Source organism: Streptomyces sp. NPDC008086, from assembly GCF_042957325.1.
Taxonomy (GTDB): Bacteria; Actinomycetota; Actinomycetes; order Streptomycetales; family Streptomycetaceae; genus Streptomyces.
This window is the reverse complement of record NZ_JBIBIA010000006.1, coordinates 620,066-642,390: the sequence shown is the minus strand read 5'-3', so window position 1 is coordinate 642,390 and position 22,325 is coordinate 620,066. Positions and strand designations below refer to the sequence as shown.

The window sequence follows — 22,325 nt, the reverse complement described above, 5'->3', positions numbered from 1 at the left end:
ACTGCGCCTGCTGATCACGCCCTGATCCCGGGAGGAACCCATGGCTCCAGCCGCACGTCTGCGTTCCGTCGTCATCGACTGCCCCGACCCACGCGCCCTCGCCCGCTTCTACGCCGGCGTCGGCGGCGGTACGCCCGAGGACGACGACCCCGAGTGGGTCGTACTCCAGCTGCCGGGCGGGCCGCGGCTCGCCTTCCAGCCGGCGCCCGGCTACGCCCCGCCGGAGTGGCCGCGGGCCGACCGCAACTCCCAGCAGTTCCACCTCGACTTCGACGCCGGGTCCACCTGGGAGGAGGTCGAGGTCGCCCAGGAGAGGGTGCTGGGGCTGGGGGCGCGGTTGCTGCACGCGGAGGACAAGGAGGACTTCCGGGTGTACGCCGACCCGGCGGGGCATCCGTTCTGCCTCTGCCGGATCGAGGGCCCCTGAGGGCTATCCGTCCAGGTCGGAGATCTTCATCGTCGACGGGGCCCGGCGTCGCTGTGCCTCCCGGGCCGTGAAGTCGGCCTCGCGCAGGACGCGCTGGACGTTGCCCCAGGTCAGCAGTGCGATATCGGCCTCGGACCAGCACCGGCGCAGCAGCTCGGCGACGAGGTACGGATAGCAGGAGGCGTCGCCGAGGTCCTGTGGGTGGGCGGTCCCGGCGTCGTAGGTGCCGGACAGGCCGACGGACTCGGCGCCCGCGACCTTTCGGACATGGTCGAGGTGGTCGGCGACGTCCCGGATGGACGGGCCGGTCTGCTCGGCGGTGAGCGGCACCATGCACAGGCCCTTGACGGCGCCCAGCTCGGCGAGCAGCTCGTCGGGGAGGTTGGCAGGGTGCGGGCGCAGGGCGCGGGCGGCCGAGCGGGCGCACAGGACGGGGGCCTTGGAGACCGCGCACGCCCGGCGCACGGTGTCCTCGGAGGCGCCGGAGAGGTCGGCCAGCACGCCGAGCCGGTTCATCTCGCGCAGGACCTCCTCGCCGAACCGGGTCAGCCCCGCCTCGCTCGGCCAGGACACCCCGGTCAGCGTGAGGCGTGGCGCAGGGCCCACGGCAGGCCGCTGTAGCCGTCGGCGACGGGATGGTCGGCGAGGAGGGCGTGGGCACGGTCGAGGAGGCCTGTGTCGGGGCCCTCACCGGAGCCGGTGACGGGCGGGGACGGCTTCCCGCGGAGCGCGTCGGGCTGGTCATCGAGCTCGGCGACCTCGGGGCTGGGGTCCAGTTCGTACTTGAGGTCTGCCATGGCGGTCTCCGTGCGTGATCGGCGTCCTGATCAGCAGTACGGTTCACCGTCGTACGGCCCCGGAGGCGCTTCCTGGTGGGTGGTGCGTTCGGGGGTACGGGGCGGCGACCTGCGTGGAACGGTGCGTTCGGGGGAACGCGCGCGTGCCGTCGCCCGTGCCGCCGACGGACAGGCGGCACGGGCGACGGCAACTCTGCCCCGCGGTTCCTCCGGTACCGTCGGCCGGTCAGCCGTCCAGTTCCTCGATCGTCGCGTTGGACGGCCCCCGCGTCGCCTGGAGCTCCCGCGCCACGTCCTCCGCCGCGCCCAGCACCCGTACCGCGTTCTGCCAGGTCAGCTTGGCCAGGTCGGTGCGCGACCAGCCGCGGTCCAGGAGTTCGGCGATCAGGTTCGGGTAGCCGGAGACGTCGTTCAGACCGTCCGGGGTGAAGGCGGTGCCGTCGTAGTCGCCGCCGATGCCGAGGTGGTCGATGCCGGCGACCTCGCGCATGTGGTCCAGGTGGTCGGCGACCGTGGACACCGTGGCGACCGGACGCGGGTGGGCCTCCTCGAAGGCGCGGTGCACCTTCATCGCCTCGGCGGTGGTGTCGAGGTGGTGGAAGCCGTGCGCGCGCATGTTCGCGTCGGCCTCGGCCGTCCAGTCGACGGCGGCCTGGAGCACGAACTTCGGCACGAACGTCACCATCGCGACGCCGCCGTTGCCCGGGAGGCGTTCCAGGACGTCGTCGGGGATGTTGCGCGGGTGGTCGCAGACCGCGCGGGAGGAGGAGTGGGAGAAGATCACCGGGGCCGACGTGGTGTCCAGTGCGGCGCGCATCGTCGTCGCCGCCACGTGCGAGAGGTCGACGAGCATGCCCTCGCGGTTCATCTCCCGCACGACCTCGCGGCCGAAGGCCGACAGACCGCCCACGCCGGGCTCGTCCGTCGCCGAGTCGGCCCACGCGATGTTGTCGTTGTGGGTCAGGGTCATATAACGGACCCCGAGCGCGTACAGCGACCGCAGCGTCGCGAGCGAGTCGGCGATGGAGTGGCCGCCCTCCGCGCCGATCAGCGAGGCGATCCGGCCCTCCGCGCGCGCCGCCTCCATGTCCGCCGCCGTCAGCGCGGGGCGCAGGTCGGCCGGGTAGCGGGCCAGCAGCTGCCGTACGCAGTCGATCTGTTCGAGGGTGGCGCTGACCGCCTTGTCGCCGGCGTAGTCCGAGCGGACGTACACCGACCAGTACTGCGCGCCCACCCCGCCCTCGCGCAGCCGCGGGAGGTCGGTGTGCAGGTGGGCGCCCTGGTGGGTGGCGATGTCGCGGGCGTCGAGGTCGTAGCGGACCTGTTCGCGCAGGGCCCACGGGAGGTCGTTGTGGCCGTCGACGACCGGGAACTCGCGCAGGAGTTCCCGGGCTGCCTCCAGGGAGGTCATCGCCGTCACTTCCCCGAGCCGAAGCCGAAACCGCTCGCGCCCTCGACCTTGGCGCGCAGCCGCTTGCCCTTCTCGGTGGCCTGGTCGTTCAGCTCCTGCTGGAACTCGCGCATCCGCTGGAGCAGGTCCTCGTCGTGGGCGGCGAGGATGCGGGCGGCGAGCAGGCCCGCGTTGCGCGCGCCGGCGACGGAGACCGTGGCGACCGGGACGCCGGCCGGCATCTGCACGATCGAGAGCAGCGAGTCCATGCCGTCGAGGTACTTCAGCGGGACCGGGACGCCGATGACCGGCAGCGGCGTCACCGAGGCCAGCATGCCGGGGAGGTGGGCGGCGCCGCCGGCCCCGGCGATGATCACCTTCAGGCCCCGCTCGGCGGCCTGCTCGCCGTACGTGACCATCTCGCGCGGCATCCGGTGCGCGGAGACGACGTCGACCTCGTACTCGATCTCGAACTCGTCGAGGGCCTGGGCGGCGGCCTCCATGACGGGCCAGTCGGAGTCCGAGCCCATCACGATGCCCACGACGGGGCCGGCAGCGGTGCTCATTCGGTGATCGTGCCTCTCAGGTAGCCGGCTGCGTGACGGGCGCGCTCCAGAGCGTCGTCGAGGTCGTCGCCGTAGGTGTTGACGTGCCCGACCTTGCGGCCCGGCTTCACGTCCTTGCCGTACATGTGGATCTTCAGCTGGGGGTCGCGGGCCATGCAGTGCAGGTACGCGGAGTACATGTCCGGGTAGTCGCCGCCGAGGACGTTGACCATCACCGTCCACTTGGCGCGCGGGCGTGGGTCGCCGAGGGGGAGGTCCAGGACCGCGCGGACGTGGTTGGCGAACTGCGAGGTGATCGCGCCGTCCTGGGTCCAGTGGCCCGAGTTGTGGGGGCGCATCGCCAGTTCGTTGACGAGGATGCGGCCGTCGCGGGTCTGGAAGAGCTCCACGGCGAGGTGGCCGACGACGTCCAACTCCTTGGCGATCGTCAGGGCGAGCTCCTCGGCCTTGAGCGCGAGGCTCTCGTCGAGGTCGGGGGCGGGCGCTACGACCGTGTCGCAGACGCCGTTGACCTGCTGGGACTCCACCACGGGGTAGGCGACCGCCTGGCCGTGCGGGGAGCGGACGACGTTAGCCGCGAGCTCGCGGACGTAGTCGACCTTCTCCTCGGCGAGGACCGGGACGCCCGCACGGAACGGGTCCTCGGCCTCCTCGGCCGAGTCGACGACCCAGACGCCCTTGCCGTCGTAGCCGCCACGGACGGTCTTGAGGACGACCGGAAAGCCGTCGCCCTCGGCGCCCTCGGGCAGGCCCTCGGCCGCGAAGACGGCCACGTCCTGTGGATCGGTCACGATGCGGTGCCGTGGGCACGGCACGCCGATCGCGTCGAGTCTCGCTCGCATCACCCCCTTGTCCTGGGCGTGCACGAGCGCGTCGGGGCCGGGGCGCACGGGGATGCCGTCCGCCTCCAGAGCCCTGAGGTGCTCGGTGGGTACGTGTTCGTGATCGAAAGTGATCACGTCGCAGCCCCTCGCGAACTCGCGGAGCGTGTCGAGGTCGCGATAGTCGCCGATGACGACATCGCCGACGACCTGCGCCGCGGAATCCTGAGGGGTGTCACTGAGAAGCTTGAACCTGATGCCCAACGGGATGCCCGCCTCGTGTGTCATACGCGCGAGCTGGCCCCCGCCGACCATGCCGACTACCGGGAACGTCACGCCCCTAGGGTATCGGCCGCTCCGGGGCGACCCTCTTACCGGACTTTTTCAGGCCTCTTCCCGTCCTATGTCCCGACCTATGAGCTCGCCCACAGGCAATCGACCAGGGGGGTGGTTAGCATGGCTGGGTTGACGGAAACCGACCGACAAATCGACCGACAGGAGCCTTCACGACCATGGGACGTGGTTCCTCGGGGCTTCAATCGGCGCCTCCTCCGGTACCTCGTAGTGCCGTACGGCAGCGCTTTGACCGGCTGGTGCGTGAGGTCGCCAAGTTCGGCGCGGTGGGTGGAGCGGGGCTTCTGGTCAATCTCCTCGTGTTCAACCTGGTGCGGCATGTGACCGATCTCCAGGTGGTGCGGGCGAGTGTCATCGCCACCGTCGTCGCGATCGTCTTCAACTACCTCGGGTTCCGGTACTTCACGTACCGGGATCGGGACAAGAGCCGGCGCACCAAGGAACTGGGGCTGTTCCTGCTGTTCAGCGTGGTCGGTCTGGTGATCGAGAACGGGGTGCTGTACGCGGCGACGTACGGCTTCGGGTGGGACAGTCCGCTCCAGAGCAACGTCTTCAAGTTCCTCGGTATCGGTGTGGCGACGCTGTTCCGGTTCTGGTCGTACCGGACGTGGGTGTTCCGGGCGCTCCCCGCGGAGGAGCCTGCGGCGGGCGCGGAATCGTTCCTTGAGCGGGGTCGGGGACCCGAGAAGCCCCGAGTCCGCCAGCGCGTGGGCTGACCCGACCTTCCCTCGCCCCCGCCGCCCCTACCCGTCCCATCCCTGGGGCTCCGCCCCCAGACCCCCCTGAGCGGCCCTTCGGGCCTCGTCCTCAAACGCCGGACGGGCTGGGGGTGGCCTGGGCGGGCGTAGCCCCCTGCGGGTAGGTGGGGGTTCGGGATGGCAGTGGCTCTGTCCCGACCGGCGAAATTCAGCGTCGGCCCGGCAAATCCAGCCCCTCCGGCGTTTGAGGAGCGGGGTCTGGGGCGGAGCCCCAGAAAGGGGCGCGGGGCTGTGTCGATATGCGGCTCCGCCGCGTGGGCGCGACCAGCCCCCACCCACCCGCACCCGAAGGACGACCGACCGGGGTCGAAGGGGCGGAGCCCCTGGGGATGGGACGGGTAGGGGCGGCGGGGGCGAGGGCTGCTGTTATCGCACCGTCGGGCCCGAGTCCTGGCTCGGCTTCGGTGGAGGGGTGCGGGAGAGGAAGAGGGCCAGGACCGGGGGGTTGGTCTGGAGCATTTCCAGGCGGCCGCCGTCCGCTTCGGCGAGATCACGGGCGACCGCGAGGCCGATCCCGGTGGAGTTGCGGCCACTGATGGCCCGCTCGAAGATACGGGCACCGAGGTCGGCCGGGATCCCGGGCCCTTCGTCCGTGACCTCGATGACGGCCTGATTGCCGGTGACGCGAGTACGGAGGGCCACCGTGCCGCCGCCATGCATGAGGGAGTTCTCGATCAGGGCGGCCAGCACCTGGGCAACCGCGCCAGGCGTCCCGACGGCCTCCAGATGCCGCTTGCCCGAGCTGACGATCGCCCGCCCGGCGCTGCGGTAGGCGGGCCGCCACTCGGCCAGCTGCTGCTGGATGACCTCGTCGAGGTCGAAGGTGACGGCGGAGCCGTTGCGGGGGTCGCGGGAGTTGGTCAGGAGGCGCTCGACCACGTCCGTGAGCCGTTCCACCTGGGTCAGGGCGATCGTCGCCTCCTCCTTCACCGTGTCGGGGTCGTCGGTGAGGGTGATCTCCTCCAGCCGCATGGAGAGCGCCGTGAGCGGGGTCCGCAGCTGGTGGGAGGCGTCGGCGGCCAGTCGGCGCTCCGCCGTGAGCATGCGGGCGATGCGCTCGGCCGAGGAGTCCAGGACGTCGGCCACGCGGTCCAGCTCATGGACGCCGTACCGCTTGTGCCGGGGACGCGGGTCACCCGAGCCGAGGCGCTCCGCCGTCTCCGCGAGGTCGGTGAGCGGGGAGGCGAGCCGGTTGGCCTGGCGGACCGCCAGCAGCACCGCCGCGATCACCGCGAGCAACGCCACCGCCCCGATGATCAGCAACGTCCGCCCGACCTCGCGCGTCACCGACGAGCGCGGCTCCTGCACGCTGACCGTCTCGCCCTCCTCACCCGTCTCGTGGGCGCTGATGACGTCCCCGGTGGGCTTGGTGCCGACCTCGATCACGGGCTTGCCCGGGATGCGGATCTCGGCGTAACGATCCCCCTGGATCTGGTCGCGCAACGCCGAGGCGTTCACGGTCTGGTCCCCGAGGAGCCGGGTGTCCACGATGCTGGCCAGCCGCACCGCCTCGGTGTCCACACGCTCCTGGGCGGTGCTGGTGATCGTCCGCGTCTCGACGATGACGAGGGACACGCCGAAGACGGCGATCACGACGAGAACGACGGCGAGGGTGGACTGGATCAGTCGACGACGCATGTCCTGTTATCTGTCTGGCGGCGCATGTCCTGCTATCTGTCTGTGCGGCTCACGGGGCGGGACGGACGGGCCCGATGCCCGACGGCCCGTCAGCTCTTCTCGAAGCGGAAGCCGACGCCCCGCACCGTCGCGATGTAGCGAGGGTTGGCCGCGTCGTCGCCCAACTTCTTACGCAGCCAGGAGATGTGCATGTCGAGCGTCTTGGTCGACGACCACCAGGTCGTGTCCCAGACCTCGCGCATCAGCTGGTCCCGGGTGACGACCCGCCCCGCGTCGCGCACCAGCACCCGCAGCAGGTCGAACTCCTTTGCCGTGAGCTGGAGTTCCTCGTCGCCCATCCACGCCCGGTGCGACTCGACGTCGATCCGGACGCCGTGCGTGGCGGGCGGCTGCTGGGGCTCGGCGGCACCGCGCCGCAGCAGGGCCCGGACCCGGGCGAGCAGCTCGGCGAGCCGGAACGGCTTGGTCACGTAGTCGTCGGCGCCCGCGTCCAGTCCGACAACGGTGTCCACCTCGTCGGCGCGCGCGGTCAGGATGAGGATCGGCACGGCGGTGTGGCCCTCGGCGCGCAGCCGACGGGCGACCTCAAGGCCGTCCATGCCGGGCAGACCGAGGTCCAGTACGACCAGGTCGATCCCGCCCTGATTTCCGGCGTCGAGCGCGGAGGGGCCGTCCTCCCGCACCTCGACCTCGTACCCTTCCCGGCGCAGTGCGCGGGCCAGCGGCTCCGAAATGGACGCGTCGTCCTCGGCGAGCAGTACACGGGTCATGAGCTGATGGTAGTCCGCCCACGACACGGGCTGGGGTGTGATCGGCGCCTTGATTCTTACTCGCTCTTGGCAGGTCTCTTACCTTCGAGCACTGTGGTACGGACCTATGCCACGAGGTGCGATCCTGGAAAGGACCTTGGAAAGGGTGCCCGCGGTTCCCTCGACACCTGTGATCCGTGTCTCAAGTCCTTCCATATCCGGCAGTGTCGTGACGTATGGTGAATCTACGCCTGTAGCACTGCGGCGACCTTCGGCGGCACTTGACGCTGAGGGTCTCTTTTATGTGCGGACCGAAAACGAACGACCTGTGGCCGGGCCCCCGAAGGCGGGGGCGTGGATCCCGGCGGTCGCCGTCCTCCGCTTCGCGATCCGAAGCGGACTCCCCTCGGGCGTGGGACGGACGGCCGTGGCCGCCGGTGCCGGCCGCCCCCCACAGGGCGCGCGACCGTTCTGCGTCGATGCGCGTCCCGACCAGCAAGGATCGACCATGGCGTCCAGCCTGACGAAGGACTCGGCCTCCCCGGGCACCCCCGGCACCGAGAAGACCTTCTTCGGCCACCCCCGCGGTATGGCCACGCTCTTCATGACGGAGATGTGGGAGCGCTTTTCCTGGTACGGGATGCGCGGCATCCTCGTCCTCTATCTGATCGCGGGTGTCCTCGACGGCCCGCTCGCCGGCCGGGAAGCCCTGGCCGCGTCGATCTACGGTGTGTACAACGCGGTCGTGTACATGGCCGCCATGCCCGGTGGCTGGGTCGCGGACCGCCTCTGGGGCGCCCGTAAGGCCGTCCTCGTCGGCGGCATCGTCATCGCCGCCGGCCACTTCACGCTGGCGATCCCCGCGGACATCGCCTTCTTCTGCGGTCTCGGCCTGATCGCGATCGGCACCGGTCTGCTGAAGCCGAACATCTCCGCGATGGTCGGCGGCCTCTACGAGGGCCAGCCCAGCGCCCGCCGCGACGCCGGCTTCACGCTCTTCTACATGGCGATCAACATCGGCGGCATGGCCGCCCCGCTGGTCGTCGGCTACCTCGGCGAGAACGTCAACTGGCACCTCGGCTTCGGCGTCGCCGGTGTCGGTATGACCCTCGCGGTCATCCAGTACGTCCTCGGCGGCCGCCACCTCGGCGACATCGGCAAGGAGCCGGGCACCCCGGCCTCCCCGGAGGAGAAGCGCGCCGCGCTGCGCAAGGTCGTGCTGTGGGGCGGCATCGCCCTCGGTGCGCTGGTCATCGACATCGCGCTGGGCACGTACGATATAGAGCACGTCGTCAACGTCCTCGCGGTCCTCGGCATCGTGGTCCCGATCGTCTACTTCGTGACGATGTACCGGAACCCGGCCCTGGCCAAGTCCGACAAGCCCAAGATCCAGGCCTTCGCCTGGTTCTTCGCCACCGCCGTGCTGTTCTGGATGATCTACGACCAGTCCGGTTCGCTGCTGACGATCTTCGCGGACACCAAGACCGACCGCATGATCGGCGGCTGGGAGTTCCCGGCGTCCTGGTACCAGTCCGTGAACCCGGCCATGGTCATCGTGCTCGCCCCGATCTTCGCCGCGCTGTGGGTGAAGCTGGCCCGGCGCGACCGTGAGCCCAGCACGCCCATGAAGTTCGCCCTGGCGATGCTCCTCATCGGTGGCTCCTTCGGCATCATGGGCCTGGCCGGTGCCGCCGCCGCGAACAGCGACACGGGCAAGGTCACCGTCTTCTGGCTGCTGAGCGTCTACCTGGTGCAGACCCTCGGCGAGATGTGCCTGTCGCCGGTGGGCCTGTCCCTGTCGACGAAGCTGGCGCCGAAGCAGTTCGTGGGCCAGATCATGGGCCTGTGGTTCCTGGCCACGGCGACGGGCAACGCGCTCAACGGCTGGACCACCAAGTTGAACGCTCCGCTGGGGGACGCGGTGTACTACACGATGTGGGCCGTCATCGCTGTTGCCGCCGGGTTGGTGTTCATGATGGCCGGGCGGAAGATCCGGGCGTTGATGGGTGACGTTCGCTAGCGCTCCGCCTGAGCCGTGGGGCCGTTGAGATCCAGGTGGGTTTCAGCGGCCCCTTTCTTCTGCCTCGGTGCGCCCACGCGGCGGAGCCGCAAATGGATACAGCCCCGCGCCCCTGAGCGGGGGTTACCTGGCCCTCCTTCCAGGCATGAACGTGAACACCGCTCCTCCCAGCAGCAGCGCCGTTCCCGCCACCAGGCCCAGTGCCTTCAAGGAGCCCTGGTCCTCCGCGCCCGTGGCCGCCAGGCCGCCGTCGGTCGAGGAACCCCCGGCGGAGCCGCCCGCCGAGCCGCCGGTCGAGCCGCCGCCGGACGCGCCGCTCGCCTGTTCGGTGGTGTCCAGGGTCAGGGAGACCTCCGACTTGGCCGGGGTGCAGGTCGTCGTCGTGCCCAGGGCCTCGATCGTGAGGACGCCCGGGGAGAGAGTGGACTCGCCGCTCGCGCCCGGCTTGTAGGTGCCGGTGAGGTCGGGGATCTCGATCGGGTCGCCCGACTTGATGGGCTCGGCGTTGGTCGGGCCCTCGACATGGACCGTGCCCTTGTCGGCGCCGCCCAGGGCGACCTCCATCGACGGCTTGACGGAGTCCTTGGGGATGTCGGCGGGGCTGTCCATCACCGACTTCTTGAACTGGACGGTGAGGTCGAAGCTGCCGCCGTTCTTCCTGGCGTTGATCTGGACCGGCGAGGTCGCCTCCTTGTCGCCGATCGGCGTCTTGCACTCGTAGGGGACCTGGACCTCCTTGCCCGTGAAGTCGGTCTGCCCGCCGTCCCCGCCTCCGGTGCTGGTCCCGCCGTCGTCGCCGGTCTCGGTCTCACTCGGCGTGGGCGTCGGGCTCGACGGCCCCGTCGGCGGATCGGTCGGCAAGCTCGTCGGCAGTGTCGGGACGACCGTCGGCTGTCCTCCCGTCGTCCCGCCCGGGCCCCCTCCCCCGTCCGTCACCTTGATCGTGGCCGCCGGCTTCACCGTCTCCTTCGGCGCGCACTTGGTGTCGGTGGAGATCGGCTTGTTGACGTTGATGTTGTACGCGTCCGGAGTCAGCGACACCTCGCCCGGTGCCGTCAGTTTGAGCTTGCCCTTCATGCTGGACAGCTTCATGTCGGTGTTCTTCGGGATGGGCGGGTTCTCCCGGGGGCCCTGCATGGAGATGGCCGCGGTCTGCGCGCCGGCCGCCTTCAGGGTTCCGGTCGGCTGGACGGTGTTGGCCTCCAGGTCGAGGATGTTCGGGTTCTTGGACGCGGCCTGGACGAACTTCCAGACGATCTCCACCTCGTCGCCGACCTTCGCCTCGGCGGGTGCGGTGATCTCCACCTTGGTGGTGCCCTGGACCGGTGGCAGCCCGGAGATGGCGGGCGGGATGCACTCGGTCGCGTACGCCACCTCGGCGGCCTGCGCGGGCGCCGCGGCCACGCCGAGCAGTACGCCCGCGCCGCCGAGCATCAGGGCGGCGCCCGCCGCGGTCGCTCTCCGGGGACGTACCGGTGTGACTCTCCTTGGCTCGCTCACGGGGGTGCCTTCCTGGTGGGGGTCGTAGGACTCGTCGAACTGTCGTCGTACGGTGCGGAGAGCCGATCGGCCGTGCCGTCGTCATGCGGTGCGGAGAGCCTGCCGGTCGTGCCCGGGTCGTTGTCCGGGGTGAACCACGGCAGGGTCGAGGGCGGGGAGGCGAGGGCGTGTCTCGCCTCCGCACGGGGCTTCAACCCCGGGATGCGCAGGGCCGGTCCGGGGAGGCGGAGCCGGCGGCGCCGGGTGGTCTGCCGGGGGCGTACGCGGTCCACGACCGCCATGCCGACGCGGAACACGGCCGCCGGTACGACCAGACAGACCAGGATCCAGAACAGCGTCACGCCCCAGGGCCGGCCCACGCCCCAGGGCTGCTCGGCCATCACCTTGCCGCCGTACTTGAGCGAGACCGTGTAGTCGCCGTGCGCCCCGGCGGCGAGCTCCACCGGCAGTTCGATCCGTGCCTTCCCGCCCGGCTGGATCGTGCCGCGCCACTGCTGTTCCTCCCACTGCGGCGCGAACACGCCGTGCGAGGTGCCGACCTGGAAGACCGGGTTCCGCACCGGCGAGGTGCCGACGTTGCCGACCGTGAACACCAGCGTGCGCGCCGGTGGGGCGCCGAACCAGGTGAGCAGGCCGCTGGAGCCGTCCAGCCGGGTGTCCGTGAGGACCGACACGCGCCCGCCGGCCGGCTCGGGGGGCAGCGGCTCGACCGCGTGCCCGGCCACCTGGAAGATCGCGTCGGCCTCGGCCTTCGCCCCGGTCACCGTCGCCACGTGCACCACGCACGGGCACGGCACGGGCGGCTCGGCCACGGGCAGCTTCCGGCTGAACCGGCCCTCGGCGTCGGTCGTCACGGCCCTGCCGTCCGCGTTGGCACAGGAGTTGGTGCCACCGGTCACGCCGGACGACGGCACGGACCGGCCGCAGATCAGGATCATCAGCAGGGCCCGCGCCCGCCAGCCGCTGCCGGTCACCGTGACCGAACCGCCCGTGCCCGCCTGGGACTTGGACAGCTTCACGCTGGGCGGATCGGCGGCCGCCGCCGTGCTCGGGGCCGCCATCGGCAGCAACAGCAGCGCCAGTACCGTCACCAGCGCCGGAATCCGCACCCTGCCCGTCACGTCCCCGCTCCCGTCAACTCCGACTGCTGCACGGGCTGTTCGACTTCGACCGCCTCGCCGCCATGGCGTGCGCGGCGCCTTCGACGGCGTACGGCGAACAGGGCGCCCGCCGTCGCGAGCGCCCCCGCGGTCCCCGCCACGGCACCCCACGGCACGAACCGCGCCGACACCTGCGCCGTGTCGCCGGCGCCGCCCGCCGCCGTCACCGTCAGCCGTATGTCGACCGCGTCGAGCGCGGGCCGGTCGGGCCACGGCTCGGTGAGCTTCGTACGGCTGCTCGGGGGCAGTTCGACGGGGAGGGGGCGCGGGGCGCGGTCGAGGAGGCGGCCGAGGACACCGTCGGCGCGGACCGCGAGACTCGGGACCAGCGCGGTCGTACCCCTGTTGACCAGCACGTATGTGATGCCCTCCGCGTGCACCGCCACCTGTTCGACGGTCAGCGCGGACAGTTCGGGGCCCGTGACGCGCAGCCGCAGGGCGCTGCTCCGCGTCCGGCCGCCGGAGTCCCGGGCGACGATCTCGCCGGAGCGGTCGCCGGGGGCCGCACCAGCCCCGACGGTCACCGTGAAGGGGATCTCGGCGCGGGTGCGGGCAGGGACGCGTACCCGGCTGTCGGCGAAGGCGACGGGGACGCCGGTGCCGTGGAGCCGTACGGTGACCGGCGCGGCGCCCCGGTTCGTGACGGACACCGTGTCCTCCAGGACCGTCCCGGGCGCGCCCTCGGCGTAAAAGGACGGGCGGCCACCGCCGGAGGGCGCGACGGACCAGCCCTCGGCGGCGGTCGCCGTGGGGGCGGCCGTCGGCAGCAGGAGAAGGGACAGGGCCAGGACACGGACGGCTGACGACATCGGCGGCTCCATCAAGGAGGTGCGGCGCCAAGCGCCTCGTTGAGGGGCGGTGGTCGGGCGGCGGGGCGGGATCCCACGAAACGGTCAGCGGCGTGCCGTCTGGCTCCTGCGCGTCAGCCACAGCGCGCCCGCCGCGCCCGCGAGCAGGACCGTGCCGCCGAGGGTGCCGAGGGCGAGCGCGGAGTCCTCGGGTCCGGTCTGCGGGAGCTCGGCGCCGGAGCCGGAGCCGCCCTGGCTCCCGCTGTCGGATCCGCCGCCGCCCGCCGCCGTGACGTCGAGGGTCAGCGACGGTCCGGGGCCGTTGGTGGGCGTGCACGTGGTCGTCGTGCCGAGCGCCTTGATGGTGAGCACGCCCGCCGTGAAGGTGACCTTGCCGGTCTTCTTCGGGGTGTAGGTGCCCGTCAAGTCGTTGATCTTGATGGGGGTGTTGGCGGGAATGGCCTCCTGGTTGGCGGGGCCGGTGACGTTCAGGGTGCCGCTGTCGGCGCCGCCCAGCTTGATGGTGGCGCTCGGGTTCATCGCGCCCTTGCCCAGTTCGACGGGGCTGGACGAGACGCCCTTCTGCCACGACATGGTGATCTTGTAGCCGCTGCCGCTCTTGACGCCCTTGATGTCGATGGGCGAGACGGCGCTCTTGTCGCCGATCGGCGTCTTGCAGGCGTAGTTGACGTCGACGACCTCGGCCATGGCCGCGGGGGCGGCCATCAGCACCGCCGATCCGGCCAGGGCCGCGGCGGTCGCGAGCGCGGCGGTTCGCTTCTGCTTCGACACGGTCCCCTCATTCCTGACGGCACATCAGATCGGCCGTCAAGGTACGCCCGGGGCCTTGAGGAAGGAAGACACGGCGCACGCCGGAGTTGTGACGATCCGGCGTGCGCGTGGAGGGGTTCGGGTGGAGGGGGTGACCGCTGGTAACCCGGGGCCGGGCTCAGAGCCTGCCGTATGGATCTCGGCGGAGCAGTACGGCCGAAACGATCACGCCGGTGCTCCCAGCTCCGCCCACACGGTCTTGCCCGCCACTCCCGGCGTCCGCATGACGCCCCAGTCCAGGCAGAGCCGCTGGACGATGAACATGCCGTGGCCGCCGGGGCGGCCCGCGCGGTGCGGGGTGCGGGGTGCCGGCTGACCTGTGCCCTTGTCGGCGACCTCGACCCGGATCACCTTGTTGTCGCAGGCGATCCACAGCTGCTCGGGGCCCTCGGCGTGCAGACAGGCGTTGGTGACCAGCTCGGAGACGACGAGCAGCACGTCCTCGGCCGCGGCCCGCTGGTCGGCGGTGGCGGCGGGCAGCCAGCCCCACGCGTACAGCGCCTGGCGGGCGAAGTCGCGGGCGAGCGGCACGACCCCGCTCTGGTCACCGAAGTCCAGCCGGCGGACCTGACGCCCCGCTGCCGCCTGCGCCGCCGCCTCGGGCGCCGTGGACGGCTCGGGCCGCAGGGACGGCACGGCGCCCCCGTCGGACGCCTCGGCCGCCGGAGCGCCCGCGTCGGAGCCCTCCGCGGCGGGCACGTCCCCCTCGGGCACCCCGGAAGCGCCGCTGGGCTCAGGGCCGCGGTCGCCCGGCGAGAAAGGCCGGGTGGTGCTCATCAGCGCTTCACCTCACCGATTCACCAGTTCAACGTTCACACGATTCAGAAGTCAGTACGCAGAGTCAGTACGCCAGTACACAAGGTCCTTGTCTGATACGCCGGTCACACACGCCCCCCACTCCCGGTGGCCGACATCACAGCCGACAGGTTTCAGGATGTCTCCTGCCCGAGCAGACCGAGGGAACACCCCCGTATTCGGCACGAATGATGTGACCTCTGCTGCAGGGCCGGACGTGCGGGGTCAACCCGCCCCGTCGGCCTCGTCGGCCCTGCCGGTCTCGGCGGCCAGAGCGGCGTCGAGCGAGTCGTGGACGGTGAAGACCGCCTCGGCCCCCGTGATCTCGAACACGCGCGCCACCACGGGCAACATCCCCGCGAGATGCACGCCGCCACCGGCGGCCTCCGCCTTCAGTCGCGCCCCGAGCAGCACGTTCAGCCCCGTGGAGTCACAGAACTCTAGCCGCGAGCAGTCGACGACCAGCCGACTGAAGCCCTTCTCCAGGCAGTCCTCGAGTGGCTCACGCAACAGATCGGCGGTGTGGTGATCCAACTCACCCGCCGGGGTCACGACGGCACTGGAGCCCTCTTCCCGCACCTCGACCAGAAGTCGGCCAGACTGTGCGCTGCCGACCGTCCCGCGGTCCATGCCGTGTCTCACTCCCGACGTCGTGGCTGCTGACTGACGCTGTCGAACACTACGCCTTCCCTACGCCCTCCAACACCCGAACATCCACCCAGAATCGGACATTTCGGACCAGAGCGCACTTGCGGTGGGCTCACGAAAGCGGGTAGGGCTAGTAGAGACACGTAACCGAACTCGGCCGGCTTTGGAGGCGCCGCACACCGCAGTGCACGCACAGGCTTCGGCAGCCATATGCCGAGAACGATGGAGGACATCATGTCACCCCGGCTCGACGCATCGCATACCCAGAGCGCGACGTCGGCATCCCAACCGGAACATCTGGATCCCATCGAGCTGAACAGCGACGTACGCCCCGAACCCGGCTTCGGTCAGGAGTTCGACCAGGACGACGCGCTCGCCGGGCTTCCGGACATCCCCCCGTACGACGAGGTGGGGCCGGTGGACGCGCGGGCCCTTTCCAAGACCCTCTTCGAGCGGCTGGAGTCGCTGGAGGAAGGGACCCACGAATACTCGTACGTCCGCAACACGCTCGTCGAACTCAACCTCGCGCTGGTCAAGTTCGCCGCCTCCCGCTTCCGCTCGCGCAGCGAGCCGATGGAGGACATCATCCAGGTCGGCACCATCGGCCTGATCAAGGCGATCGACCGCTTCGAACTCAGCCGCGGAGTCGAGTTCCCCACCTTCGCGATGCCAACCATCATCGGCGAGATCAAGCGCTTCTTCCGCGACACGTCGTGGTCGGTGCGGGTGCCGCGCCGACTCCAGGAGCTCCGGCTCGACCTGGCCAAGGCCGGTGACGAGCTGGCCCAGAAGCTGGACCGCGCCCCGACGGTGGCGGAACTGGCGGAGCGCCTCGGTCTGAGCAACGACGAGGTCGTCGAGGGCATGGCGGCGTCGAACGCGTACACCGCCTCGTCGCTGGACGCCCAGCCCGAGGAGGACGACGCCGAGGGCGCGCTGGCCGACCGGATCGGCTACGAGGACCACGGCATCGAAGGCATCGAGTACGTGGAGTCCTTGAAGCCGCTGATCGCCGAACTCCCGCCCCGGGACCGGAAGATCCTCTCCCTGAGATTCGTCGCGGGCATGACCCAGTCGGAGATCGGCGAGGAACTCGGCATCTCGCAGATGCATGTGTCCCGCCTGCTGTCACGGACGTTGATCCGGCTCCGCAAGGGGCTGACGGTCGAGGAGTGATGCCTTGCGGCGGAGGCACGCCCCCCTCCCGCCGACCCGCCGCTGTGCCCGGTACCCCGCCGAATCCGTCGGCCGGATACCGGGCACAGCACGTTTGTGCGAAGCGCTGGCAAGGCGTCCGGACGGACGCCGGGCAGCGCGTTCAGGCGGATAACGGGCAAGCCGTCTCGGCGGTTCACACCAGGCTCATGTGTTACCCACAGAAACCCTTTTCCGCAGGCTCCCCTTCCTTCACTATGAGCCGTCATACCCGCCGGTAGAAACTCACTCCGCGCGGGCGGCGAGGCTGCGAGGAGGCAGGCGGATGGCTCGGGCCGACGACGGCAGGGACCGTGACCCCGGGATGCACGCCGACGCGTCCGACGCGCGGCTCACCGAACTGCTGCGCACCGACACCGCCACCGCATACCCGGCGCTGCGCGAACTACGCGCCCGCCATCATGCCTCCGTCCTCGCCTACGCCAGGCTGTGCACCCCGAACGAGTCCATGGCACGGCAGTTGGCGGCCCAGGCGTTCACGCTGGCGGCCCGTCAGACGGCCCGCGGCGCCGACCCGGGTCTGCCCTGGCGGCACCGACTCCTGCTGTTCACCGCCCGGTTGGCCGGAACGTGGGCCACGGACGAGCGGGCCGCGGGCCTCGACGCGGGCCTGCTGCTCATCCTGAACACGGCCGGCCCCTCCGGTCCCGTCCCGCCGATGCTCACCGCCTTCCAGTCCCTTACGGCCCGCGAGCAGGGCCTGATCTGGTACGGAATCGTGGAACGGGAGCCGGTGGAGCGGACGGCCGGTCTGCTCGGCCTCAGCCGCGAGGACGTGACCTACGGCGTCGAGCCGGCTCTCCAGCGCCTGGCCCGGGCCTGCCTGCGCGCCCGCCTCAACGACTCCGACGACCCGGACTGTCCCGATTTCGGGCGCCTCATCGAGGAGTCGGTACGGCCGGACAGTCCGCGCGAGAGCGCCGATCTGCACACCCACATGGCGCACTGTCCGCACTGCACGACGGCGTACGAGGAGTTGTCGGCGCTGCGGGACGCACCGCCGCGGGCGCTCGCGGAGGGACTGCTGCCGTGGGGCGGTACGGGGTACGCGGCGAGCGCGGGCGAGCCGGTGTCCGCTCGCCCCGCGACGGAACGGAGTTGGCCACTGGCCGGCCTGGCGTGGGACCGTGGCCGGATCGTACTGGTCTCCGCGGCAGTCGGCGTGGCGATGCTGCCGCTGGCGATGTTCCTGGCGTCGCAGGGCGCTCCGCCTCCGGCACAGGATCCGGTGGCGGCGGTCAGGACCGCCGTGAGCGTGCCGCCGGTGGCCGTGACGGTGACGACCACGGTGTCGGCGACACCCTCCACGTCATCCCCCTCGCCATCGCCGTCGAAAACGTCCAAGTCGCCGTCCCCGACCAAGAGCGAGGCCCCCACGAAGGCCGCTCGTCCCAAGCCGCCGTCCCCCTCCGTCCACCCGCCGAACGGCTCCTTCGCCCAGGTCGTGAACGTCGCTTCGGGCCGGTGCCTGGACATCGACGGCCCACCGTGGAACGGGGCGGACGTCATCACCGCCCCCTGCACGTCCGCGCCCGACCAACGCTGGCGCGTCGACGCCGAACTCGGCCTGTTGCAGTCGTACGACTACCCCGACTACTGCCTGGACAGCCGGGGTTCGGTGGACCTGGGGCTCGGCATCTGGGAGTGCGGCGCGGTGTACGGGTACAACGGCCGGAACCTGAGGTTCACGGTGGACTCCCACGGGGTGATCCGACCTGGCATCGCCCTCGACCACGCGCTGACCGATGCCGGGTACGGCCGGCCGTACCTGGTACGGGAGGCGGGGCGGGAGGACCAGCGGTGGCGGGCCGGCGACGCCTGATCAGACCGCCCGCAGTCCCCGTCGCCACACCTCGCTGACCAGCGGTACGCCCGGTCGGTAGGCCAGGTGCACATGGCTCGGCGCGTCGAGGAGGAGCAGGTCGGCGCGGGCGCCCGGGGTGAGGCGGCCGATGTCGTCGCGACGCAGGGCCGCCGCGCCGCCCGCCGTGGCCGACCAGAGCGCCTCGTCCGGGGTCATCCCCATGTCCCGTACCGCGAGCGCGATGCAGAAGGGCACGGAGGACGTGAAGGACGAGCCCGGGTTGCAGTCGGTGGAGAGGGCGACGGTGGCGCCCGCGTCGAGGAGGCGGCGGGCGTCCGGCCACTCGGCGCGGGTGGAGAACTCGGCGCCGGGGAGCAGCGTGGCGACGGTGTCGCTGTGCGCGAGCGCGTCCACGTCGGCGTCCGTCAGGTGGGTGCAGTGGTCGGCGGAGGCGGCGTCGAGTTCGACGGCGAGCTGGACGCCGGGGCCGTAGGAGAGCTGGTTGGCGTGGATACGGGGGTGCAGGCCCTTCGCCTTGCCCGCCGTCAGGATCGCACGGGCCTGGTCGCCGTCGAAGGCGCCCTTCTCGCAGAAGACGTCGATCCAACGGGCGTACGGGGCGCAGGCGTCGAGCATCTCGCCGGTGACGAGGGCGACGTACGCCGCCGGGTCCTCGGCGAAGTCCGGGGACACGATGTGGGCGCCGAGGTAGGTGACCTCGTCGGTGTGGGCGGCGGCGATGCGCAGGGCGCGGGCCTCGTCCTCGACGGTGAGGCCGTAGCCGGACTTGGTCTCGAACGTGGTCGTGCCCTGGCGGAGGGCCTCGTGGAGGTAACGGGTGAGGTTGGCCTCCAGTTCCCGGTCGCTCGCGGCGCGGGTCGCGGCGACGGTCGTGCGGATGCCGCCGGCGCTGTACTGACGCCCGGACATACGGGCGTTGAACTCCTGCGTCCGGTCGCCCGCGAAGACGAGGTGCGAGTGGGAGTCGACGAAGCCGGGGACGACCGCCCGGCCGCCCGCGTCGACCCGATTGTCAGTGGCGGGTGCTTTGCTTTGATCACCGGTCCACACGACGCGGTCGCCCTCGATGACGACGGCCGCGTCCTGGATCAGTCCGAGGGGGGAACCGTCACCGAGGGAGGGGTTGTTGGTGACCAGGCTGGCGATGTTCGTGATGAGCGTGCTTGCGGTGCTCGCTGAGTGGGCGGGGCTGACGGTCGTCGCGTTGCTCATGGCGTCCTTGGTGGCCTGGTCTGCGGTGGGGTCGGGTTCGGGGGCGGAGAGGGATACGGGCGCGGGCCGCGCGGGCGGGAGGCTCGCGGTCATCGGCCGCGCAGGGCTTCGACGGCGTCCGCGAGGGCTTTCGGCACATCCGGTACGAGGGCGTGGACCCCGTCCCGCACGACGTGCCGACCTGCCACGACCGTATGCGACACGTCTGCTGCCGACGCGGCGAATACGGCCGTCTCGGCCCCGAGCCGCGGAAGCGGCCCTGCCGTCCTGACCGAGTCCAGCGCGATGGTGGTGAAGTCGGCGAGCGAGCCCGTCTCCAGGGTGCCCGCGCCGTCCCAGCCGAGCGCCGCGTGGCCGTCGGCCGAGGCCGCCCGCAGGAGGGCCGCCGCCGTCCAGTGACCCCGCCTGCGGGTGCGAAGGCGCTCGTTCAGCTCCATCGCACGGGCCTCTTCGAGCAGGTCGATCACGGCGTGGCTGTCGGAGCCGAGGGAGAGCGGGGAGCCGGCCTGCTGGAGGGCGACGGCGGGTCCGATGCCGTCGGCGAGGTCCCGTTCGGTGGTCGGGCACATGCAGGTGCCGGTGCCGCTGCCACCGATGAGGGCGATGTCCTCGTCGGTGAGGTGGGTGTTGTGGACGCCGGTGGTGCGCGGCCCGAGGACTCCGTGGTCGGCGAGCAGCCGGGTGGGTGTGCGGCCGTGGGCCTCCTGGCAGGCGTCGTTCTCGGCGGTCTGCTCGGACAGGTGCACATGGAGCGGGGCCCGCCGCTCCTCGGCCCACCGCGCCACGGTCGCCAACTGGTCGGCGGGCACGGCCCGTACGGAGTGGATCGCCGCCCCGATCCGTGCGTGATCCCGGTCCTTGAGAACTGAACAGCGTTCGGCCCAGGCCTCGGCCGTTCCGTCGGAGAAGCGGAGCTGGTGGTTGTTGGGCGCCTGCCCGAAGCCGGAGGAGAGGTAGGCGGTGTCGAGGAGGGTGATCCGGATGCCGGCGTCGGCGGCGGCCTCGACGAGGGCCTCGCCCATGGCGTTGGGGTCGGCGTACGGGGTGCCGCCGGGGGCGTGGTGCACGTAGTGGAACTCGCCGACGCTCGTGATGCCGGCCAGCGCCATCTCCGCGTACACCGCGCGGGCGAGCGCGCGGTAGCTGTCCGGGGTCAGCCGGTCGGCGGTGGCGTACATGACCTCGCGCCAGGTCCAGAAGGTGCCGGAGCCGACCTGGACGGTGGAGCGCAGGGCGCGGTGGAAGGCGTGCGAGTGGGCGTTGGACAGACCCGGGAGGGTCAGACCGCGCAGGACCTCGGCGCCGGGCGGCGGGGTCGCCACGTCGGTCCGGACGGCGGTGATCCGACCGTCCTGGACGTCGAGGGCGACGCCCGGCTCGACGTGGGTGTCGAGCCAGGCGTGCTCCAGCCAGTACGTACGGGTCCGCTGGGTGGGCGTCACGTGCAGGCCAGTCCTTCCAGTACGTCGGCGAGGGCGGTCACTCCGGCCACGCAGTCGTCCTCGGCGGCGAACTCGGCCGGGGAGTGCGAGACGCCCGTGGGGTTGCGTACGAACAGCATGGCGGTCGGGATGGTCCCGGACAGGATTCCGGCGTCGTGTCCGGCACCCGTACCCAGGACGGGCACGGTGATGTCGGTGTGCTTGCCGAGGATGCGGCCCAGTTCGTCGCGCAGGGCGTGGTCGAACTCGACGACCGGCGTGAAGGACTCGCGGACGACCTCGAGGTCGATGCCGTGGGCCGCCGCGTACTCCCGGGCCGCCCGCTCGATGCCGTCGACCACGCGGTCGAGGCTCGCCTGGTCCTCTGCACGGGAGTCGAGCCAGCCGCGCACCAGGGATGGGATGGCGTTGACGCCGTTGGGCTCGACGGAGATCTTGCCGAAGGTGGCGACGGCACCGGCGAGTTCGGCCTCGCGGCGGGCGGCGAGCACGGTCTCGGCGTACGACAGCATGGGGTCGCGCCGGTCCACGAGGCGGGTGGTGCCGGCGTGGTTGGCCTCGCCCCGGAAGTCGAACCGCCACCGTCCGTGCGGCCAGATGGCGCTGGCGATCCCGACCCGGTCCCCGGACAGGTCCAGCGCCCGGCCCTGCTCGACATGCAGCTCGACGAACGCGCCGATCCGGCCGAGCCGTTCGGGGTCGGCGCCGATGGCCTCGGGGTCGTAGCCCGCTGCCTCCATGGCCCGGGGCAGGCTCACCCCGTCCCCGTCGGTCAGCTTGTGCGCGCCCTCGACGGTGAGCTGCCCCGCGGTGAGCCGCGACCCCACGCAGGCGAGCCCGAACCGCGCTCCCTCCTCGTCGCCGAAGTTGACGATGGCGAGCGGCTTGGCGAAGTGGACGCCCCTGCCGAGCAGTTCGTCGAGCGCGGCGAAGGACGACACGACGCCCAGGGGCCCGTCGAAGGCTCCTCCGTCCGGCACGGAGTCCAGGTGCGACCCGGTGACCACGGCGTCCCCGGCGGCAGGGTCCCCGAGCCAGGCCCACTGATTCCCGTTCCGGTCGACCTCGTAGGCGAGCCCACGCGCCTCGGCCTGCTCCTTGAACCAGGCCCGGCATTCGAGATCGGTCCCGGTCCAGGCGAACCGCCGGTAGCCGTGGGAGTGGGGGTGCCTGCCGATGGGAAGCAGCTCGCGCCACATCTCGTGGAAGGAGTTCCCGCCCCGCACCGACGCGGGCCGCGCCACGCCGGTCGGCTCAGGCTGTGCCCCGTCGGCCGATCCAGGCTGCGGACAGTCGTTCCGCAGGGCGGAACGGGTGGGCACAGCCGGACCCGCGCCCGGCGCCGAGGCCTCGGCCCCCATCGGGCGGTTGCCGCCCCGCTCATCTCCC

19 protein-coding genes and 1 pseudogene are annotated in these 22,325 nt (G+C 71.4%); 5 read left to right on the top strand and 15 right to left on the bottom strand.

Annotated elements, in window-relative coordinates; genetic code table 11:
* Nucleotides 1-40 precede the first annotated feature (40 nt).
* The gene (locus tag ACFZBP_RS24285) at nt 41-427 is read left to right on the top strand and encodes a VOC family protein (protein ID WP_383448374.1); all 387 of its coding nucleotides are present in this window, start codon (nt 41-43) and stop codon (nt 425-427) included.
* Nucleotides 428-430: 3 nt separating this feature from the next.
* Here the strand turns inward: ACFZBP_RS24285 and ACFZBP_RS24280 are convergent.
* From ACFZBP_RS24280 to ACFZBP_RS24265, 4 genes and pseudogenes are all read right to left on the bottom strand, one after another.
* Nucleotides 431-1,224 (bottom strand): annotated as a pseudogene (locus ACFZBP_RS24280) (membrane dipeptidase).
* A gap of 226 nt (nt 1,225-1,450) precedes the next feature.
* The gene (locus ACFZBP_RS24275; RefSeq protein WP_391416000.1) at nt 1,451-2,635 is read right to left on the bottom strand and encodes a membrane dipeptidase; all 1,185 of its coding nucleotides are present in this window, start codon (nt 2,633-2,635) and stop codon (nt 1,451-1,453) included.
* Nucleotides 2,636-2,640: 5 nt separating this feature from the next.
* Nucleotides 2,641-3,180 carry a 5-(carboxyamino)imidazole ribonucleotide mutase gene (gene purE, locus ACFZBP_RS24270; RefSeq protein ID WP_383448363.1) on the bottom strand — a complete coding sequence of 180 codons (540 nt, stop codon included), beginning with the start codon at nt 3,178-3,180 and terminating at the stop codon, nt 2,641-2,643.
* Entirely contained in the window at nt 3,177-4,337 is a 1,161-nt protein-coding gene (locus ACFZBP_RS24265; RefSeq protein WP_391415998.1) for a 5-(carboxyamino)imidazole ribonucleotide synthase, read from the bottom strand. Before ACFZBP_RS24265 ends, purE begins: the two co-directional genes overlap by 4 nt.
* 176 nt (nt 4,338-4,513) lie before the next feature.
* Between ACFZBP_RS24265 and ACFZBP_RS24260 the strand changes: the two genes are divergently transcribed.
* Nucleotides 4,514-5,071 (top strand): GtrA family protein, encoded by a 558-nt coding sequence (locus tag ACFZBP_RS24260; protein ID WP_391415996.1) that lies wholly within the window; start codon nt 4,514-4,516, stop codon nt 5,069-5,071.
* Nucleotides 5,072-5,479: 408 nt separating this feature from the next.
* On the opposite strand, the gene ACFZBP_RS24255 is transcribed toward ACFZBP_RS24260, so the two are convergent.
* Both ACFZBP_RS24255 and ACFZBP_RS24250 read right to left on the bottom strand, forming a co-directional pair.
* Nucleotides 5,480-6,751, bottom strand: coding sequence for an ATP-binding protein (locus tag ACFZBP_RS24255; RefSeq protein ID WP_391415994.1), 1,272 nt, complete (start codon nt 6,749-6,751; stop codon nt 5,480-5,482).
* 89 nt (nt 6,752-6,840) lie between these two features.
* Nucleotides 6,841-7,521: a response regulator transcription factor gene (locus ACFZBP_RS24250; protein ID WP_062722436.1), complete on the bottom strand. Its 681-nt coding sequence runs from the start codon at nt 7,519-7,521 to the stop codon at nt 6,841-6,843.
* A gap of 487 nt (nt 7,522-8,008) precedes the next feature.
* On the opposite strand from ACFZBP_RS24250, the gene ACFZBP_RS24245 reads away from it, so the two are divergent.
* Nucleotides 8,009-9,520: an oligopeptide:H+ symporter gene (locus tag ACFZBP_RS24245; protein ID WP_391415991.1), complete on the top strand. Its 1,512-nt coding sequence runs from the start codon at nt 8,009-8,011 to the stop codon at nt 9,518-9,520.
* 123 nt (nt 9,521-9,643) lie between these two features.
* Here ACFZBP_RS24245 and ACFZBP_RS24240 read toward each other — a convergent pair whose 3' ends face one another.
* From ACFZBP_RS24240 to ACFZBP_RS24215, 6 genes are all read right to left on the bottom strand, one after another.
* On the bottom strand, nt 9,644-10,954 hold the full coding sequence (locus tag ACFZBP_RS24240) for a hypothetical protein (protein ID WP_383448544.1): 1,311 nt from the start codon (nt 10,952-10,954) through the stop codon (nt 9,644-9,646).
* A gap of 62 nt (nt 10,955-11,016) precedes the next feature.
* Nucleotides 11,017-12,141: a hypothetical protein gene (locus tag ACFZBP_RS24235; RefSeq protein ID WP_391415989.1), complete on the bottom strand. Its 1,125-nt coding sequence runs from the start codon at nt 12,139-12,141 to the stop codon at nt 11,017-11,019.
* Nucleotides 12,138-12,989, bottom strand: a complete 852-nt coding sequence (locus ACFZBP_RS24230) for a hypothetical protein (protein ID WP_391415987.1) — start codon at nt 12,987-12,989, stop codon at nt 12,138-12,140. The genes ACFZBP_RS24235 and ACFZBP_RS24230 overlap by 4 nt, the downstream gene beginning before the upstream one ends.
* Nucleotides 12,990-13,073: 84 nt before the next feature.
* A complete protein-coding gene (locus ACFZBP_RS24225) occupies nt 13,074-13,760 on the bottom strand; it encodes an LPXTG cell wall anchor domain-containing protein (RefSeq protein ID WP_383448342.1) in 687 nt (228 codons plus the stop codon).
* A gap of 204 nt (nt 13,761-13,964) precedes the next feature.
* Nucleotides 13,965-14,576, bottom strand: a complete 612-nt coding sequence (locus ACFZBP_RS24220) for an ATP-binding protein (RefSeq protein ID WP_383448339.1) — start codon at nt 14,574-14,576, stop codon at nt 13,965-13,967.
* A 243-nt stretch (nt 14,577-14,819) separates the two neighbouring features.
* Nucleotides 14,820-15,224 carry an STAS domain-containing protein gene (locus ACFZBP_RS24215; RefSeq protein ID WP_062722131.1) on the bottom strand — a complete coding sequence of 135 codons (405 nt, stop codon included), beginning with the start codon at nt 15,222-15,224 and terminating at the stop codon, nt 14,820-14,822.
* 240 nt (nt 15,225-15,464) lie between these two features.
* On the opposite strand from ACFZBP_RS24215, the gene ACFZBP_RS24210 reads away from it, so the two are divergent.
* Both ACFZBP_RS24210 and ACFZBP_RS24205 read left to right on the top strand, forming a co-directional pair.
* Nucleotides 15,465-16,418, top strand: a complete 954-nt coding sequence (locus tag ACFZBP_RS24210) for an RNA polymerase sigma factor SigF (protein WP_383448336.1) — start codon at nt 15,465-15,467, stop codon at nt 16,416-16,418.
* 304 nt (nt 16,419-16,722) lie between these two features.
* Nucleotides 16,723-18,279: a ricin-type beta-trefoil lectin domain protein gene (locus tag ACFZBP_RS24205; protein WP_391415983.1), complete on the top strand. Its 1,557-nt coding sequence runs from the start codon at nt 16,723-16,725 to the stop codon at nt 18,277-18,279.
* Here ACFZBP_RS24205 and hutI read toward each other — a convergent pair whose 3' ends face one another.
* Genes hutI through ACFZBP_RS24190 form a run of 3 tightly spaced genes read right to left on the bottom strand, consistent with a single transcriptional unit; the run spans nt 18,280 to nt 22,135 of the window.
* Nucleotides 18,280-19,587 (bottom strand): imidazolonepropionase, encoded by a 1,308-nt coding sequence (gene hutI, locus ACFZBP_RS24200; RefSeq protein ID WP_391415981.1) that lies wholly within the window; start codon nt 19,585-19,587, stop codon nt 18,280-18,282.
* On the bottom strand, nt 19,584-20,936 hold the full coding sequence (locus ACFZBP_RS24195; protein WP_383448327.1) for a formimidoylglutamate deiminase: 1,353 nt from the start codon (nt 20,934-20,936) through the stop codon (nt 19,584-19,586). Before ACFZBP_RS24195 ends, hutI begins: the two co-directional genes overlap by 4 nt.
* Nucleotides 20,933-22,135 (bottom strand): allantoate amidohydrolase, encoded by a 1,203-nt coding sequence (locus ACFZBP_RS24190; RefSeq protein WP_391416107.1) that lies wholly within the window; start codon nt 22,133-22,135, stop codon nt 20,933-20,935. Before ACFZBP_RS24190 ends, ACFZBP_RS24195 begins: the two co-directional genes overlap by 4 nt.
* Nucleotides 22,136-22,325: the final 190 nt, after the last annotated feature.